Source organism: Kribbella sp. NPDC056951 (assembly GCF_042674205.1).
In the GTDB taxonomy this organism is placed as follows: domain Bacteria; phylum Actinomycetota; class Actinomycetes; order Propionibacteriales; family Kribbellaceae; genus Kribbella; species Kribbella yunnanensis.
This window is the reverse complement of sequence record NZ_JBHUQZ010000014.1, coordinates 162,690-179,494: the sequence shown is the minus strand read 5'-3', so window position 1 is coordinate 179,494 and position 16,805 is coordinate 162,690. Positions and strand designations below refer to the sequence as shown.

The following is a 16,805-nucleotide window of genomic DNA, read 5'->3' as shown; positions in this document are numbered from 1 at the left end:
TCACACCACCCGCCAGACCCAGATGCCGCCGACGAGTGAACCTCGGCCGAGCAGCCTGTCCAGACAAGTATGCATGCGCTCGTTCCCGGGCTGTACGACGACCGCGTCCGCGTTCCAGTACCGGAGATCCGCCTCGAGTTGTGCGGGGGTGATCTCACATTCGCCACCGTCCTGGACCCGCCAGAACATGGTTGACGTGGGGCGGGGCTGGGCGCCGTACCCGCCTTTGCCGGTCGGACCATGGGGTCCGACGAAGTAGCCGTCCGGGATGGTGAACCCGAAGTCGGCTGCCCGTTGCCATTGAAGCGGTGCACCGTTGGCACCGTTCGCCGGCGGCGCCGGTACGACGGAATGCCCCGGCCGCACGTAGTCCCGCCAGAGCCCGTCGGCGAAGAAGGCTGGTGTGGGACCGCGTTCGATTGCCATCAATGGGACCGGGACGATCGGCAGCAGCGCGGCCGCGACGACGACATATCCAATCCGCTTGAACCGATCGATGCCGATGGCAAGTAGTGCGCCGATGATCGGGATGCAGACCATGGCGATCCGCGACTCGACCACCGAGTCGTAGAGCGGCAGGAACCGGATGACGGCCCACGGACCCGGCACCTCTACACCGAACACCTCCACCGACCGCCCGGTCGACAACCACGCGAGGATCAACGCGGTGATACCGAGGATCCGCACCCTCGGTTGTTTGCGCAGGGCAATGACCAACCCAAGCACGACCACCAGCAACGGCCAGCCGAAGAACGCGTTCTCCTCGGTCGGATTGACCGACAGTGCCTGAGCCGTCTCCGGATCGCCGGCCAGAGCCCACGAGTTGAACTCGGTGAACGCGGCCAACGGCGTCCCCTGATCGCCGTGACCCAGCTTGTGATAGCTCTGCGGACCGAAGAACTGCCAGGCCAGCGGCAGCGCCACGATCGCCAGCGCGACAACCCCGGCGCCGATGATCGTGCCGGCGTACCGGCGGACGAAAGTGGACGACTCCAGCGGCCGGACGATCGCGTGCACGACGCTGAAGACGAGCAGCCCGGTTGCCGCCAGCAACAGAACCTCCTCACCCAGGAAGATCTGGTACGCGATCAGCAGTCCGACCACGATCGCCGTACGACGGCCAGGTGGTCGCGGCAGCAGGAGCAGTGGGATCACCGCGAGGACGACGAAGTTCGGGTGCGCGTTCGCGTGCGAGATCATCGCCGGTGCGAAACCGCAGAAGAGACCGCCGACCGCGGCTGCCGGGACCGAGGCGAGTCGCCGGGAGAACATCCAGAACCACGCGAACGCCGTACCGGCCAGCCCCAGCGTGAGAATCAGGGCCCAGGTGACGCCGGAGCCGAGCCAGACCGTGACCGGGATGAGTGGGATGCTCAGGCCGAACATGGCGGTGTTGGCCATCAGGTTCACGCCGAGCGGATAGTTCATCAGCGTGCTGAACAAGGGGTTCTGGCCGTTCAGGACCTGGTGTGCGGTGACGTCGAAGAACCACTGCCACTGGTTCTGATCCTGCCCGCTGTCCCAGAGGTAGCGGCCGTTCGGATCGGCCCAGATCCCGTGCAGCAACACGATCGCGGCACAGAGGTAGCCGAGAGCAACCAATAGCGTGATCCACCGACCACCTGTGCGTTGCTGGGTCGGCGTGGGCCGCAGTTCGACCACGGTCACGGCGTACCCAGCAAGGAGGGCTGGATCAGCTGGTGCAGCGGCGGCAACGCGTGGTGGTAGCGCCGGATCCGCGCGAGCTCGGCCAGGCCGGACAAGTAGCCGGACGGCCGCAACTTCGAGCCGTCGCGATCGAACCAGCGCACCGGAACCTCGGCGACCTCGAGACCGAGCCGATGAAACAGGTGCAGGACCTCCGCATCCGAACACCACCCGTCGATCCGCGCCAGCTGGAATACGAGCCGCGCCCGCGGCCCGTCGTACAGCTTGAAGCCACACTGGGTGTCCTGGATGCCCGGTACGGCGAACGCCTGGATCAGCGCGTTGCCGATCCGGCCGCACGTCTCGCGGAACGCGCTCTGTCGGACCTCGAGCTCGGATTCCGGCAGGGCGCGGGAGCCGATCGCCGCACTCGCGCCGCGGTCGAGCGCAGCCTGCAGGACGTGGAGTTGCTCGATCGGGGTCGCGTTGTCGGCGTCGCACATCAGTACGCGCGCACCGCGGGAAGCCAGGATGCCGACGCGGACGGCGTGGCCCTTGCCGCGATTGACCGGCCAGCGAATCAGCTGGACGCGCTCGTCCCCGGCCGCCTGGACAGACCGCGCAGTGGCATCGGCGGAACCGTCATCGACGACCAGGACCTCCCAGTCCTCGCAGGTCGCCGCCAGGTAGGCGGTCACGGCCTTCAAGGTCTGCGGGAGGCGCTGTTCCTCGTTGTAAGCGGGAATCACCACGCTGAGCTGAACTGTCACACCCCGCAGACACCGTCGGCGTCGCGGATGGTTGAGTGACCTGGGTCACAACTTGTCAGCGACGTCAGTCAGTACGGCGAGAGTCGCGGTGATCAGCGGGTGGTCGGCGCGACTCCGCCGGACGGCCGCGTAGACCCGTCGTACCGGGGCCGGGTCGGGCAGCGGGCGGATGACCGCGAGGGTCGGCGTCGGGACCGCGAGTCGGGGTACCAGCGAGACGCCGGCGCCGGCCGCGACCAGTGCGGCGACGGCGCGGAAGTCGTCGGACTCGTGCGCGATCTTGGGTTGGAAGCCGGCCTGTTCACAAGCCAGCAGTACGACGTCGCGGATCGGATTGCCCGGCGCGGTCATCACCCAGTCGTCGCCGGCGAGCATGGCGAGATCGACCGTGTCGTGGCCGGCGGCCGGGTGAGTCGGCGGTACGACGGCGACGAAAGGCTCGGCGTACAAGGGGATTCGGGTCAGTCGCTGGTCGTCGGGCCGAGGTGAACCGCGGTGCTCGACGGCGATTGCCAGGTCGGCGTCGCCGTCGAGGAGCTGGGTGATGCCTTGGTGGCCTTCGGCATCGCGAACGACGAGGGTGAGGCTGGGGTTGGTGTCGCGCAGCCGCGCCAGGGTCGGCGCGACCAGGAGGCTGATCGCGGTCGCGAAGGCGGTGATCCGGACCTCGCCGGTCGAACCGTCGGCGAACAACCGCAGCGCGTCCTCCGCCCGCTCGACCTCGCCGAGGATCGTGTCGGCGTGACTCAGGAGCAGCCGGCCGGCGGACGTGATCGCGACCCGGCGGCCGCGGCGCTCGAGCAGTTCCTGGCCGACCTCGGATTCGAGGGCGGCCAGCTGCTGCGAGACGGCCGAGGGGGTCAGGTGCAGCACCTCGGCGGCCGCGGTCACGGTGCCGTGATCAGCAAGCGCGCGCAGGACCCGCAACCGTCGTACCTCGATCACGGACCTCAGCTTGGCACACGTCGTCCGGGGGAAGGTCGAACAGCCTGCGGATGGCGCGCAGCACCGAGCGGTTGCGGCGCGGGCGGTGCGGCCGGACAGGGGCGTGCGGCTCGGCGGAGTGGGTGTCTTCGTGGATGGCTTTGATGACGGAAAACGGGATGTAGCTCATGTCTTCGACGGTAAGAACTGAGCATTGATACGTCCAATGAAAGTTCTTCGCTTAGTTGATGTGCATGGTGCATGATCTAGGGATGGAGCTACGGCAGTTGCGGTCGTTCGTGGTGGTGGCCGAGGAGCTGAACGTCGGGCGCGCGGCGGTGCGGCTGCATCTCACCCAGCCCTCGCTGAGCCGGCAGATCGCGGCGCTCGAGCGGGATCTCGGGGTGGAGCTGTTCGCGCGAGTGCGGAAGCGGTTCGTGCTGACCGCGGCCGGGGCGACATTCCTGGCGGAGGCGCAGGACCTGCTGCGGCGGTCGGATGAGGCGGTCCGGGCGGCGCAGCGGACGCAGCGTGGTGAGCTCGGGACATTGCGGCTGTGGTTTGTGCAGTCGGCGACATTCGAGGCGCTGCCGCGGTTGCTCGGGGCGTTCCGGGCGGCGTACCCGGAAGTTGTTCTCGAGCTGGAGTCGGTGACGACGTTGCGGCAGACGGAGGCGTTGCGCGACGGGCGGATCGACGTGGGGCTGATGCGTCCGAACGCTCCGGCCGTCGGGGCGCCGTCGACGCGGATCGCTGTTGTTCGCTTGGCACCCGATCTGGAGTCGCGGGTGGTGTCGTCGGATCCGGTGGTCGTGGTGCTGCCTGCGGGGCACCGGCTGGCTCGGCGGAAGCGGCTGCGGCTGACTGAGCTGGCCGAGGAGCCGTTCGTGTTCTACAGCCGACCGAGTGGGCCCGTCGTCCACGACACCCTGCTCGGGTTCTGCCGGGCGGTCGGGTTCACGCCAAGGATCGAGCAGGTGGCGGCCGACGTACAGACGATCGTTTCGCTGGTCGCGGCCGGGCTGGGCGTCTCGTTGCTGATCGGGCCGACGCCACCGTCGAACCCGGACGCGGTCGTGTACCGCGAGTTGTCCGACGACCTACCACCGTGGCAACTGTCCGTCGCCTGGTCGCCGGACAACCGGTCCCCGGTGCTTGCGCGGTTCTTGGAGCTGATTTAGCCGAGGGTGTCGGGGTCGCCGCCGGTGCGGACGCCGGTCTCGAGATCGGCGATCGCGGCCATGTCGTCGTTGTCGAGCTGGAAGTCGAACACCGCGATGTTCTCCTGGATCCGGCTGACCGTCTTCGACTTCGGGATCACCACGTTGCCCAGCTGCAGGTGCCAGCGGATCATCACCTGAGTCGGCGACTTGCCGTGCTTGTCGCCGAGCGCCTTCAGCGTGGTGTCGCCGAGCAGCTCACCGGACGCGAGCGGGCTCCAGGCCTGGGTGATGATGTCGTTCTCGGCGTTGAACGCGCGCAGCTCGTCCTGCGGGAGCGCCGGGTGCAGCTCGATCTGGTTCACCGCCGGCCGGATCGTGGTCTCGTCGAAGATCCGTCGCAGGGCGGGCTCGTGGAAGTTCGATACGCCGATCGCGCGGATGCGCTTGTCGGCGTACAACTGCTCGAACGCCTTCCAGGTGTCGACGTACTTGTCCTTCTTGAGGCACTGCCAGTGGATCAGGTACAGGTCGACGTACTCGAGGCCGAGCCGTTCCAGGCTGGCGTCGAAGGCGGCCAGGGTGGAGTCGTAGCCCTGGTCGTCGTTCTGCAGCTTCGTGGTGATGAACAGGTCGTCGCGCGGGATGCCGCTGGCCGCGATCGCCCGGCCGACACCGGGCTCGTTGTTGTACGCCGCGGCGGTGTCGATGTGGCGGTAACCCGCCTCGAAGGCCGCGCTGACCACGTCGGCCGTGATCGCGTCCTCGACCTGCCAGACCCCCAGGCCCAGCTGCGGGATCTCGACGCCGTTGTCCAGAGTGATGGAGGGGACTGTGTTCATCCATCCATTTCACCGGGCCGACGGGTTCTGGCCCAGTCATCTGATGTGTGACAACAACCTCATCAACTGCCCGTAACCACCTCGTAGGTCTTCGCATCGGGCTCCAGGAACCCCAGCAATGCGGTCCCCTCCCGCTCCAGCTCGACCCGATCCCGCTTCAGCAACCGCCCGAACGGAGTCAGCGTGAGAGTCGCCACACCACGCTTCTTCTCCGTCGTCCACAGCCCCGCGACCAGTCCGTCCACCGTGTACGTCGCCTTCACCCGCAGGTTCTTCGTGAACACCGCCGGCCGATGCGCGTCGGCGATGATCCGCTCCCGCTTCGCGTGCGCCAGCAGGAGATTGTCGAACTCCGGCAGGAACCGGACCGGAACCGCGGTGTCCGGATCAGGGCGCGGGGCGTCCGGTACGTCGTACAAGGTCTTGCCGTTGTCGTCGGTGAAGACCTCGAGATCGAGGCTGTCGAACACCGGCTTGGCTTTTGATAGGCCGGACCATGTCTGGAAGTCGGCCGGTGTCGCGGGACCGAACGCCTGCAGGTACCGGACGATGAGCTCGCCCTGCTCTTCCTTGCGGTGCAGCTTCTTCCCGAGCCACGCCTCGGCCGGCGTGAACCGCGCATTGGCCGGCCACCCCCACCGGACGCCGGTCGGATACACCACCAGCGGCACCATCATCCGCGTACAGAACCCCAGCGCCCGCTCATTCACCGCGGGGAACTCCGCCTGCAAGGCATCCCGCACCTCGGTGAACGTCAGCGGCTCCTTCTTCAGAATCCGCTCCGCCGCCGCTACTACCGCGACCGGATCCATCCCCTCCGCCCGCTCCTTCAACATCCGCAACCCCGCCTCCAACACCGGAGCCACAGTCGCTCGAAACCGCAGGTAGTCGGCAGCAGTCACCAAATGCAAAGTCCCCCGAAACAAGGTCCCGCGCACAACCTCCCGATCGGCAACCGCCCGATCGAGATCCCCCTCCGCAAACCCAACCACCCGAGACCACAACCCGACGTACGGATGCTTGGCCTCCTGCCCCTGCATCCCCACCAACCGCCCCACAGCCTCAACCACCGGCACCTCAGCCCGCCCCACCAACATCTGCCGAGCCAAGGTCGCCCGCCCCACCGCCCGCCCACTCAAAACCACCATCCCCGCATAGTCCCCCACCCCACCGACAAAGTCTTGGGACAGGACAGTGGAGAGCGGGTGTCAGTCGCGACCAGGCATTGCGACTGCGAGGGAGTTGCGGCGGCAGGCATCGGCAAGCCGATCGTCGTAGGTGACGACGACATCGGCATCGATCAGGACGGCGGTGGCGAGGTGAATGGCGTCGAGGCTACGCAGGATGAGCGGCTCGACGCGTCGTGCGACGCTGACGACGTCCGCGGTCATCGGGCGTTCGTCGATACCGGACATCGCCTCGTCGATCAGATCACCGGCGGCGATCGGCGTCCTGGCGCGTGACAGTACAGAGCGCGACACCTCGACCAGGCCGAGGGATGAGGTCGCCAGTACGTCGTCCTGCTGGTAATGCCCATCGAGAAAGCTGAGCAACTCGGCGGACTCTTGTTCGGCGAACACTCGCTTCAGGAGTGCGCTGCTGTCGACGTACACATGCATCAGACGCGGTCCTCTCGATCCAGCAGATCGAGGGTGGTCACACCCTTCGGCAGGCGGAGGGTGGGTGTCACCTTCCGGTATGGAACGCGCGCTGGGCGGACCAGACCTGATGCCCGGGCCTGCTCACGATCGGAGAGCGGAGCTTCGCGCCCGACCAGGTGGAGGTGCCGGGCGACAGCCTCCCGGATGATCTCCTGCTGTGACTTGCCGGTGCGCTCCGACTCGGCCTGGAGAGCCGACGCGACCTCGGGGCTGAGTCTCAAGTTCATCGCCATTCACGCATGGTACCGCGAAAGTACCATGCGTGGTACCAAGGCAGATCAGTCGCGGGCTTCCACGAAGGCGGCGATGGCCTTCTCCACGTCTTCGGTGGAGTGGGCGGCTGACAACTGGACTCGGATTCTGGCCTTGCCGTGGGGGACGACCGGGTAGGAGAAGGCGATGACGTAGATGCCCAGGGCCAGGAGTTTTTCGGCTAGTACGGCGGCTTGGGCGGCGTCGCCGATCATGACCGGGGTGATGGGGTGGGTGCCGGGGAGGATGTCGAAGCCGGCCTCGGTCATTTTGGCGCGGAAGAGGGCTGTGTTGGCGTTGAGTTGGTCGCGGAGGGCGGTGGAGGTGGCGATCAGTTCGAGGGCCTTGAGGGAGGCTGCGGTGACTGAGGGGGCCAGGGAGTTGGAGAAGAGGTAGGGGCGGGACCGCTGGCGGAGGAGTTCGACGATTTCGCGGCGGGCTGAGACGTAGCCGCCGGAGGCGCCGCCTAGGGCTTTGCCGAGGGTGCCGGTGACGATGTCTACGCGGTCCTTGACGCCGAACAGGGAAGGCGTGCCGGCGCCGTCGGGGCCTACGAAACCTACGGCGTGGGAGTCGTCGACCATGACGAGGGCGTCGTAGCGCTCGGCGAGGTCGCAGATCTCGTCGAGGGGGGCCAGGTAGCCGTCCATGGAGAACACGCCGTCGGTGGCGATCAGGCGGTAGCGGGCGTCGGCGGCGTCCTTGAGCTGGGCTTCCAGGTCGGCCATGTCGCGGTTCTTGTAGCGGTAGCGCTTGGCCTTGGACAGGCGGATGCCGTCGATGATGCTGGCGTGGTTGAGCTCGTCGGAGATGATCGCGTCCTCGGCGCCGAGCAGGGTCTCGAAGAGGCCGCCGTTGGCGTCGAAGCAGGAGCTGTAGAGGATGGTGTCCTCGGTGCCAAGGAAGTTGCTCAGGGCACCTTCCAGGTCTTTGTGGATCTGCTGGGTACCGCAGATGAAGCGCACCGAGGACAGGCCGAACCCCCACCGGTCGAGGGCGTCCTTGGCCGCCGCGACGACCTCCGGGTGATCCGACAGTCCGAGGTAGTTGTTCGCGCAGAAGTTCAGCACCTCGTTGCCGCTGGCAACGGAGATCAGAGACTGCTGGGGTGAGGTGATCACCCGCTCGGACTTGTACAGCCCGGCCTCCCGGATCTCGCCGATCGTGGTCTTGAGATCGTCCCGCATCTGCCCGAACATCAGTGCTTCTCCTCCAGCGTCTCGCTCGTCCAGTCCATGATCACCTTGCCGCACTGACCTGCCCGCGCGACGTCGAAGGCCTGCTCGAAGTCGCCGTACCCGAAGCGGTGGGTGATCACCGGGGTCAGGTCCAGGCCGCGTTCGAGCATCACCGACATCGAGTACCAGGTCTCGAACATCTCCCGGCCGTAGATACCCTTGATGGTCAGCATGTTCAGTACGACGGTGCTCCAGTCGATCGCGATCTCGTCGGCCGGCAGGCCGAGCATCGCGATCTTGCCGCCGTGGTTCATGTTCGCGAGCATGTCGCGCAGCGCGGCGGGCTGCCCGGACATCTCCATCCCGACGTCGAACCCTTCGCGCATCCCGAGACTCGACTGCGCCTCGGCGATCGTCTCCGAGCCGATGTTGACCGCCCGGGTGACGCCGATCTTCCGGGCGAGATCGAGCCGGTACTCCGAAAGGTCCGTGATCACCACGTTCCGCGCCCCGGCGTGCAGTGCGACGGCCGCGGCCATCACGCCGATCGGCCCGGCGCCGGTGATCAGCACGTCCTCGCCGACCAGCGGGAACGACAAAGCAGTGTGTACGGCGTTCCCGAACGGATCGAAGACCGCGGCGACGTCGAGATCGACCGGGTCCTTGTGAACCCACGCGTTCCCGGCCGGCAGAGCGACGTACTCGGCGAAGGCCCCGGCGACATGGACGCCCAGACCGCGCGTCTTGATGCAGAGGTGGCGGCGGCCGGCGCGGCAGTTGCGGCAGCGGCCGCAGACGAGGTGACCCTCGCCGCTGACCAGGTCACCGACCGCGACGTCGCGGACGCCGACCCCGATCTCGACGACCTCGCCGACGAACTCGTGCCCGGTCACCATCGGTACCGGCACGTTCTTCTGGGCCCACGAGTCCCAGCTCTGGATGTGCAGGTCGGTGCCGCACAACCCCGTCCGCAGCACCTTGATCAGGACCTCGTCGGCCTCGATCTTGGGCTCCGGAACATCCTGCAACCACAGACCGGGCTTCGCCTCGGCCTTCACCAGCGCCTTCACCGCAGTACCTCCGTCATCGGGACGAAAACATCGTCGTCCCGGGCAACCACCCGCGTCCATCGACACGTCGTACACAGCCTTTGCAGTTGAACTGCATACTTGTCGGCATGCGGGGCGTGATCAGAGGGCTGGGGATTGTCCTGCTCGTGGCGGGCGTGGGCCTGCTCGGCTGGGTGGGGTGGCAGTACTTCGGAACCGGGATCACCTCGAACCAGCAGATGGGTGAGGCGGAGAACTCGCTGCGTGAGCAGTGGAAGAAGCCCGCGCCGACCAAACCGGCCGAGGGCGATCCCGTCGTACTGATCCGGATCCCGAAGTTCGGCGAGAAGTGGGAGAAGCCGGTCATCGAAGGTGTCGGTAAAGGTGAGCTCGCGCGCGGGATCGGGCATTACCCGCAGACGCAGCTGCCCGGTCAGCCGGGGAATTTCGCGATCGCCGGGCACCGCGTCACGCACGGTTCGCCGTTCCGCAAGCTGCTCGAGTTGCGCAAGGGCGACCAGGTGATCGTCGAGACCAGCGACGCGATCTACACCTACGAGCTGGACGGTTCGCCGCGCGACCTGACCGTGAAACCGGCCGACAACTGGGTTCTCGAACCGGTCCCCGGCAAACCGCAGGAGACGGCGACCAAGTCGATCATCACGCTGACCACCTGTCAGGACCTGTTCCACTCACCCGACCGCTCGGTCGCCTTCGGCCAACTGGTCCACGTCAGCAAGAAGAGCTGACGCTGTTCTAAGCTCAAGCCTCATGAGCTACGACCGGGACGCATTGCTGGAGCAGGTCAAGACCAAGGCTGTCGTGCACGGCAAGGTGACGCTGGCGTCGGGCAAGGAAGCCGACTACTACGTCGACCTGCGCCGGATCACGCTGGATGCGGCTGCGGCGCCGTTGATCGGCCCGGCGATGCTCGAGCTGACCAAGGACATCGAGTACGACGCAGTCGGCGGACTCACGCTCGGTGCGGACCCCGTGGCGATGTCGATGCTGCATGCGGCGGCTCAGCAGGGCCGGACGCTGGATGCATTCGTGGTGCGCAAGGCGGAGAAGACACACGGCCTGCAGCGCCGGATCGAGGGCCCGGACGTCAAGGGTCGCCGGGTGCTCGCGGTCGAGGACACCTCCACCACTGGCGGTTCGGTGCTGACCGCGGTCGAGGCGCTGCGCGAGGCCGGGGCCGAGGTGGTCGCGGTGGCGGTCATCGTGGACCGGGCGACCGGCGCCAAGGAGAAGGTGGAGTCGGAGGGCCTGGAGTACCTGGCCGTGTTCGGTCTCGACGACCTGGGGCTGTAAATGAACGTCGGACCTGTACTGCTGGTCGTTCTCTGCGTTCTCATCGCAGGCGGGATCATCTGGTTCAGCCTGTACCAGGCAAAGAAGCGCCGGGAACTGTTCGCCGGATTCGCAGCTCAGTACGGCTGGTCGTACGCGCCGTACAACAACGCCTTGGCCCACAACTGGCAGGGGACGCCGTTCCGGACCGGTGACAACTGGTCGGTGAAGAACGTTCTGACCGGGCTGTTCAACGGGCACCAGATGGTTGCCTTCGACTACAGCTATCAGACGCACAGCTCGAACGGGAAAGGCCAGCGCCGGACCACCACCCACAAGTTCGGCGTGGTCGTCCTGCAGTTGCCGGGGGCGTTGCCGCATCTGGAGGTCACCCACGAGGGGATCTTCGGCGGAGCGGTCGCGAACGCGCTCGGCTTCCGCGACCTGCAGTTCGAGAGCGAGCAGTTCAACCGCGCGTTCCGCGTGAAGGCGAACGACGAGCGCTTCGGCCACGCCGTGGTGCATCCGCAGATGATGGAGCTGCTGCTGGCGCGCGGCGAGATCGGCTGGCGGATCGAAGGCAACTCGCTGGTCGGCTGGGACGGCGGTCCGCACGACCCGACCGAGGTTCTGCGCCGCCTGCAGCTGCTCGAGCAGGTAGCCGGGCAGGTTCCGCCGTACGTGTGGCGCGACTACGCCGGAGTAGAACCGCGATAGGCATAGAGTCTTGGCCAGCATCGCCAACACTCGGGAGCAAGGCAATGACGTTTGTCATCATCGCGATCGTGGTGATCGTCCTGATTCTGGGCATCGCCCTGATCGCGTCGTACAACCGGTTCGTGAAGCAGCGGAACCTGATCCAGGAATCCTGGCGGCAGATCGATGTCGAGCTACACCGCCGGTACGACCTGATCCCCAACCTGGTCGAGACCGTCCGGGCGTACGCCGCGCACGAGCGGCACGTGTTCGAGGAGGTCGCCCGGCTGCGCTCGCAGGCGGTGAACGTCCAGGGCGCGAGCCCGGAGCAGCGGGCCGCCGCCGAGGGTGAGCTGTCGGGCGCGCTGCGGCAGATGATGATCTCGGTCGAGGCCTACCCGCAGCTGCAGTCCAACCAGAACTTCCTCGGTCTGCAGCGCGAGCTGACCGACACCGAGGACCGGATCGCGGCAGGCCGCCGGTTCTACAACGCGAACGTCGGCGACTACAACACCCGGGTCGAGTCCGTCCCGTCGAATATCGTCGCGGGCGCGTTCAAGTTCGTGAAGGCCGGCTACTTCGAGGTGAAGGACGAGGCGGTCCGGGCGGTTCCGCAGGTCTCGTTCGGGACGATCGGCTCGGTGGCCGGTGAGCAGGCGCCGCCGCAGATGCAGCCGGGCGCGCAGTCCTCGGGCCAGATCCACCCGCAGATGCCGGGTGACCAGGGCGGCTACCAGCAGCCGCAGCAGCAGTACCCGCCCCAGAATCAGCCACAGCAGCAGGTGCCCGGGCAGCCGCCGTACGGCGCTCCTCAGGGACCGCCGGTGGGCGGCCCGCCTGCGGGTTCCCCCAGCCCGCAGGACGGACAGCCACCCTTCACCGGCGGCCACTGACGGAGTGCCTGGCGGACACTCCTAGGCACCGGGTCCCCGTGATTCGGGACCCCCGATCCCGAACTCCACGCCGGTGCTGGGATCGGGGCGCGGCGGCGGTCGGTCGCCGTGCCCCAGTCCCTGCCTCCCCCCGGTACCTGTGTCAACAGTGCCCGAGTGAGATACATCCGGCGTACATCGGGCTTCCCGCGCGGTACGGCGGGATGCCACGATGGGGCGGTTCGAGAGTGGAGAGGTAGGCGCGTGGACAGTCCGAGGTACGGGATCCTTGGATCTCTGCGCCTCAATGACGTCCAGGGGCAGCCGCTCAAGGCCGCGAAACCGCGGCAACTGCTGGCCACCCTGCTCCTCCACCCGAACCGTTTCGTCTCCACCGACCTGATCGCGGACGCACTCTGGGAGAGCACCCCACCACGCTCCGCGACGGCGAACATCCGCACCTACGTCCGCGCTCTGCGGAGTGTGCTGGAGGACGCCGGACTGCCGGCCTCGATCGACACGTCGGCAGCCGGCTACAGCATCGAGGTCGGCGTCGACGAGCTCGATGCGAGCCTGTTCGAATCGCTCCTCGCCGAGGGCGGTCACCTGAAGGACGCCGGTGACGGACGTCAGGCCATGCAGGTGCTGTCCCGGGCCTACGCGCTCTGGCGCGGCCGCCCGCTGGAGGACCTGATCATCCCGGCCGCTTGGGAGGGCTCGCTCAACCGGCTCGAGGCTCAGCACCGCGGCCTCGTCGACAGCCTGCTCGACCTGCGACTCCAGTACGGCGATGCCAGCGGCGCCGCCGTACTACTCAGTGCCCGGCTCACCGACGACCCGTACGACGAACAGCTGTGGCGGCGACTCGTGGATGCGCTGCTCGCGGCCGGTCGGGTCGGGGAGGCGCGAGCGGCGTACGGGAAGGCTGTTCAGACGCTCGCCGACGAGCTGGATATCAAGCCCGGCCCCGAGCTCGAGGCGGCCGGAGCGCGTGCCGAGAACGGCCGCTCCGCCAACTGGCCGAACCCAGGCATCCCCGCGGCTTTGAAGACGCCGGAGCGCGCCGAGACACCTCCAGGACCGATGGCGGCCCCGGAGCTCACGGACCCGCTGCGCCCGCCGAGCCAGCTACCGCTCGACCTGCCCGACTTCAGCGGTCGCGAGGACCACCTGGACCAGCTCCGCGACCTGGTCTGCGGTCGCGACCCGGTCCGGCCGCCGATCGCAGTCGTCTCGGGTGCGCCGGGGACGGGTAAGACGTCGCTGGCGGTTCGACTGGGCCACATGGTCCGGGACTCCTTCCCGGACGGACAGATCTACCTCGACATGCATGGCGCGACGCAGCCGCGTGATCCGGCGGCTGCGCTGACCGATCTGCTGCTCAGCCTCAACCTGCCCGACTACGCGATCCCCACCGACCCGGAGCGCCGTTCGGCGATGCTGCGGTCCGAGCTGGCCAGCCGTCGGGTACTGATCATCCTCGACGACGTTGCCACCGCCGGTCAGGTCACGCCATTGATGCCGGGCACCGGGGCGTCGGCCGTGGTCGTGACGAGCCGCAACCGGCTGGCGGACCTGGCCGGCGCGGACAGCCTGCCTCTGGACACCTTCGACGACGGCGAGGCGGTCGCGCTGCTGGAGTCCGTGGCTGGTCCAGGACGAGTCGACCGGACAACCTCCGCCGCCGAAGAGATTCTCGCTGCCTGTGGAAACCTGCCGCTCGCGATCCGGATCGTCGGCAGCCGCTTGGCCCAGCGCCCCGACCTGAGCCCGGGTGAGCTCGCCCGGCGGCTGCGGGACGAGAGTTCGCGCCTGGACGAGCTGAGTATCGGCGAGCTCGCCGTCCGGACCAGCGCTGACCTGAGCTACGACTCGCTGAGCCCGGAAGAGGCCCGGCTGTACCGGCTGATCGGCCACTTCGCGGTCGGCGTCTTCTCCGCGCGAGCCCTGGAGGCGATCGCGTCACCAGCCTCGGTGCGCCGCAGCCTGGACCGGCTGATCGAGGTCAATCTGGTCCGAATCAGTTCAGTCGACCACCGCGGTACGGCGCGCTACCGGATGCACGACCTGTTGCGGCTGCACGCGATCGGGGTCGGCGACGAGGGCCAGCAGGCCGATGCGGTCAAGGACGTGGCGACGGTCGTCGACGCGATCCTGAACAAGATCCGGCGGGCGAACAACGCGCTCGCGGTCGAGTACTTCGGCGTACTGGAGCACACCGGTCCGTTGACGTCACCGGATCCGGCGCCGTTCACCGAGACCGATGCGATCGCGTGGTTCGACAGCGAACGCAGTACGTTCGTGCCCGCGATCCGGGCCGCGGCCCAGAACGGTTTGCACGAGTACGCGTGGCGGATCGCGGCGGCCTGGGGCCCGTACCTCGACATGCGGGCCGGGTTCGACGACTGGGGTGAGTCGCACCGGCAGGGACTGCAGAGCGCGATCGAGTCCGGCGACCGCTGGGGTGAGGCGATCATGCATCGCAACCTCGGTCAGCTGGGGATCTACCAGGACGACTGGGACACGGCCGCGCATCACCTCGACCAGGCGGCGACGATCTTCGCCGAGGTCGGGGACCGGTTTGGTGACGGCATCAGCGCGGTCGGCCTCGGTACCTGGCTGCGCGAACGCGGCCGGCCCGACGAAAGCCTCGCGCAGTACGAGAAGGCGATCGAAGCCTTCATGGAGGTCGGCAACGCGAACGGCGAAGCGGTCGCACGGACCGCGGCGTCGTCGATCTGGCTGGCCCGCGACGACACCGTCACGGCTGGGCGCTACCTGGCCGAGTCGTTCCTGCTCGGCGTGCGGCTGGCTGACGCGCACCGCGTGGCCAAGGTACGGCGGCGGATCGCGGAGCTGCGGATCCACCAGGGCCGCCACTACCAGGCGGTCCGGCAGTTGCGGCACTCGCTGAACACCTTCACCAGCCTGGGCGACGACCACTGTGCGGCCTGGGCGCGGGCCGATCTCGGGCATGCGCTGATGAAGTGCGGCGAACTGGCCGCCGCCCGCAAGATGCTGCTGGACTCGATGGAGATCGGTCGCCGGTTGGGCGATCGCAGTGTCGAGGGCCAGGCCGCGCAACACCTCGGCCGGCTCTACCTCCAGACCGGCAACCTGGACTGGGCCCGCCGGACGTTCGACCGGGCCGCGCGGGTCTGGCAGCAGGCCGGACACGACGCCCGCGCCACCGCCTGCCGCCGCGAGCTGGCCGCGTTCGAAAACGACGCTGCCGCGGGCTGATCGCCGTACAGCGGTGCAATGTACGGCGGCTGTATCGGCGCGCGCGAGTATTTGTCATGCCACGGCAACACGGGCCGGCGGTTACACGGGGATCGGGGGATGCCTATGGCCTGGGGGGATGTTGTTGTGGAGCGCCGGATTCCCGGCCGGGTGACGAACCCGCGGGACACCGAGGCGGCGTTGAACTGGCAGTTGGAACGACTGGGCTCGACGGCCTGGCAGGACTGGCCGTTGAAGTTCCAGCGAATGGCTTTCGGATACGCGCAGGACAGCGGCTGGCAGGACGCGGCCGACGCGGTGAAATGGCTCGACCACCACGCCCTTCTGCACGAAGGGACGGCGCCACGGGGGGCGCTGGTCTGGTACCAGGCGGCAGACCGGATCCGAGTGGCTTGTGCACTCGGCTCCGGTCAGGTGGTCGGCCCGCTGATCGACGGTCCGGTCGCCACTGCCGTGCTCAGTGAGGTGAGCACGGACTGGATCTGGTCCGACCCGGTCTTCCCGTTCGGGCAGTAATCAGTCCTGGTGGGCGGCGTGCTTCGGAGCCACGTGCTTCGCCTCGCCGTCGCCCGCCTTCTTCTTGCGGCGGCGGGCCAGGAAGACCTCGACGAACATCGGGATCAGCGAGACGAGCACCAGCAGGATCAGCGCTGACTCGAGGTGGGCGTGGATGAACTCCACGTTGCCCAGCGCGTGCCCGAGCAGGGTGATGCCGGGGGCCCAGATGATCGCGCCGATACCGGTCCAGAGGAAGAACTTCTTCGGGTCCATCTTGCCGGCGCCGGCCACGATCGTGATGAAGGTACGCACGATCGGCACGAACCGGGCCAGCACCAGCGCCCGCGGTCCGTAGCGCTCGAAGAACTCGTGCGTCTGCACGATGTACTTCGGCTTCAGGAACCTCGCGTTCGGGTTGGTGAACAACGAGGTCCCGAGCACTCGGCCGATGTAGTAGCCGGACACGTTGCCCAGGAACGCCGCGGCGGTCAGCAGCACGCAGGCCAGCCAGAGCGGGACGTCGATGGTGCCGCGCGCGATGAACAGGCCGACCGCGAACAGCAGCGAGTCACCGGGCAGGATCGGGAACAGCACCCCGCACTCGATGAAGATGACCAGGAGCGTGCCCCAGAGGGCCCAATCGCCCAGCCACCGGAGCAGCCACTCGGGGTCCATCCAGTCCGGCATCAGCATCGCGAGTTGTACAAGCACGCGCACAGG

At 67.7% G+C, this 16,805-nt stretch carries 18 protein-coding genes; 7 read left to right on the top strand and 11 right to left on the bottom strand.

Features of this window, described 5'->3' with window-relative positions:
* Genes ACFTSF_RS36255 through ACFTSF_RS36240 form a run of 4 tightly spaced genes read right to left on the bottom strand, consistent with a single transcriptional unit; the run spans window position 1 to window position 3,531 of the window.
* Window positions 1-1,668, bottom strand: a complete 1,668-nt coding sequence (locus tag ACFTSF_RS36255) for a hypothetical protein (protein ID WP_380159494.1) — start codon at window positions 1,666-1,668, stop codon at window positions 1-3.
* Window positions 1,665-2,417, bottom strand: a complete 753-nt coding sequence (locus ACFTSF_RS36250; protein ID WP_380159492.1) for a dolichyl-phosphate beta-glucosyltransferase — start codon at window positions 2,415-2,417, stop codon at window positions 1,665-1,667. Before ACFTSF_RS36250 ends, ACFTSF_RS36255 begins: the two co-directional genes overlap by 4 nt.
* Window positions 2,418-2,462: 45 nt before the next feature.
* Window positions 2,463-3,362 carry a LysR family transcriptional regulator gene (locus ACFTSF_RS36245; protein ID WP_380159490.1) on the bottom strand — a complete coding sequence of 300 codons (900 nt, stop codon included), beginning with the start codon at window positions 3,360-3,362 and terminating at the stop codon, window positions 2,463-2,465.
* Window positions 3,319-3,531, bottom strand: a complete 213-nt coding sequence (locus tag ACFTSF_RS36240) for a hypothetical protein (RefSeq protein ID WP_380159488.1) — start codon at window positions 3,529-3,531, stop codon at window positions 3,319-3,321. Before ACFTSF_RS36240 ends, ACFTSF_RS36245 begins: the two co-directional genes overlap by 44 nt.
* A gap of 82 nt (window positions 3,532-3,613) precedes the next feature.
* On the opposite strand from ACFTSF_RS36240, the gene ACFTSF_RS36235 reads away from it, so the two are divergent.
* Window positions 3,614-4,522 carry a LysR substrate-binding domain-containing protein gene (locus ACFTSF_RS36235; RefSeq protein WP_380159486.1) on the top strand — a complete coding sequence of 303 codons (909 nt, stop codon included), beginning with the start codon at window positions 3,614-3,616 and terminating at the stop codon, window positions 4,520-4,522.
* Here ACFTSF_RS36235 and ACFTSF_RS36230 read toward each other — a convergent pair.
* The 6 genes from ACFTSF_RS36230 to tdh all read right to left on the bottom strand — a co-directional run bounded on the left by ACFTSF_RS36230 (window position 4,519) and on the right by tdh (window position 9,504).
* Window positions 4,519-5,343, bottom strand: a complete 825-nt coding sequence (locus ACFTSF_RS36230; RefSeq protein WP_380159484.1) for an aldo/keto reductase — start codon at window positions 5,341-5,343, stop codon at window positions 4,519-4,521. The genes ACFTSF_RS36235 and ACFTSF_RS36230 overlap by 4 nt on opposite strands.
* Before the next feature lie 62 nt (window positions 5,344-5,405).
* A complete protein-coding gene (locus ACFTSF_RS36225) occupies window positions 5,406-6,491 on the bottom strand; it encodes a winged helix DNA-binding domain-containing protein (RefSeq protein WP_380159482.1) in 1,086 nt (361 codons plus the stop codon).
* Window positions 6,492-6,551: 60 nt separating this feature from the next.
* A complete protein-coding gene (locus ACFTSF_RS36220) occupies window positions 6,552-6,962 on the bottom strand; it encodes a type II toxin-antitoxin system VapC family toxin (RefSeq protein WP_380159480.1) in 411 nt (136 codons plus the stop codon).
* Window positions 6,962-7,237, bottom strand: a complete 276-nt coding sequence (locus tag ACFTSF_RS36215) for a ribbon-helix-helix protein, CopG family (protein WP_380159478.1) — start codon at window positions 7,235-7,237, stop codon at window positions 6,962-6,964. Before ACFTSF_RS36215 ends, ACFTSF_RS36220 begins: the two co-directional genes overlap by 1 nt.
* Window positions 7,238-7,282: 45 nt before the next feature.
* Complete coding sequence (locus tag ACFTSF_RS36210; RefSeq protein ID WP_380159476.1) at window positions 7,283-8,455, bottom strand: glycine C-acetyltransferase; 1,173 nt, start codon at window positions 8,453-8,455, stop codon at window positions 7,283-7,285.
* A complete protein-coding gene (gene tdh / locus ACFTSF_RS36205) occupies window positions 8,455-9,504 on the bottom strand; it encodes an L-threonine 3-dehydrogenase (protein ID WP_344149335.1) in 1,050 nt (349 codons plus the stop codon). The genes ACFTSF_RS36210 and tdh overlap by 1 nt, the downstream gene beginning before the upstream one ends.
* 107 nt (window positions 9,505-9,611) lie before the next feature.
* Here tdh and ACFTSF_RS36200 point away from each other — a divergent pair, with 107 nt between their 5' ends.
* From ACFTSF_RS36200 to ACFTSF_RS36175, 6 genes are all read left to right on the top strand, one after another.
* Entirely contained in the window at window positions 9,612-10,232 is a 621-nt protein-coding gene (locus tag ACFTSF_RS36200) for a class E sortase (protein ID WP_380159474.1), read from the top strand.
* A 22-nt stretch (window positions 10,233-10,254) separates the two neighbouring features.
* On the top strand, window positions 10,255-10,797 hold the full coding sequence (gene pyrE, locus ACFTSF_RS36195) for an orotate phosphoribosyltransferase (protein WP_344149339.1): 543 nt from the start codon (window positions 10,255-10,257) through the stop codon (window positions 10,795-10,797).
* Window positions 10,798-11,493: a hypothetical protein gene (locus ACFTSF_RS36190; protein ID WP_380159472.1), complete on the top strand. Its 696-nt coding sequence runs from the start codon at window positions 10,798-10,800 to the stop codon at window positions 11,491-11,493.
* A gap of 44 nt (window positions 11,494-11,537) precedes the next feature.
* Window positions 11,538-12,365: a LemA family protein gene (locus ACFTSF_RS36185; RefSeq protein WP_380159470.1), complete on the top strand. Its 828-nt coding sequence runs from the start codon at window positions 11,538-11,540 to the stop codon at window positions 12,363-12,365.
* 243 nt (window positions 12,366-12,608) lie between these two features.
* Window positions 12,609-15,587, top strand: coding sequence for a BTAD domain-containing putative transcriptional regulator (locus ACFTSF_RS36180; protein ID WP_380159469.1), 2,979 nt, complete (start codon window positions 12,609-12,611; stop codon window positions 15,585-15,587).
* Window positions 15,588-15,686: 99 nt separating this feature from the next.
* Complete coding sequence (locus tag ACFTSF_RS36175) at window positions 15,687-16,103, top strand: hypothetical protein (protein ID WP_380159467.1); 417 nt, start codon at window positions 15,687-15,689, stop codon at window positions 16,101-16,103.
* On the opposite strand, the gene ACFTSF_RS36170 is transcribed toward ACFTSF_RS36175, so the two are convergent.
* Complete coding sequence (locus ACFTSF_RS36170) at window positions 16,104-16,796, bottom strand: DedA family protein (RefSeq protein WP_380159465.1); 693 nt, start codon at window positions 16,794-16,796, stop codon at window positions 16,104-16,106. It lies immediately after the preceding gene.
* Window positions 16,797-16,805 lie beyond the last annotated feature (9 nt).